General features: G+C 50.6%; 1 protein-coding gene. It reads left to right on the top strand.

Features of this window, described 5'->3' with window-relative positions; genetic code table 11:
- On the top strand, positions 1–257 hold a 257-nt coding region (locus tag Q4563_RS20980; RefSeq protein WP_303605897.1), incomplete at both ends, for a phage integrase N-terminal SAM-like domain-containing protein.

The following is a 257-nucleotide window of genomic DNA, read 5'->3' on the forward strand; positions in this document are numbered from 1 at the left end:
TCACCGATCCGACGGCCGCTGTGACTCGTTTTCTGTCATGGCTGGCGAATGTCGGAAATGTCTCGGCATCGACTCAGAATCAGGCGTTGGCTGCTCTGTTGTTTCTGTATCGATACGTGATGAAATCACCGCTTGGAAATGTGGACGCAGTGAGAGCACGGAAGTCGCAGTATTTACCAGTCGTAATGAGTCGAGATGAAGTGAAGAAGGTTCTGGACAACTTGAAAGGCGTCCATCTTCTTCAGGCTCAACTGCTC

The sequence above is a fragment of the Gilvimarinus sp. 1_MG-2023 genome (assembly GCF_030548285.1).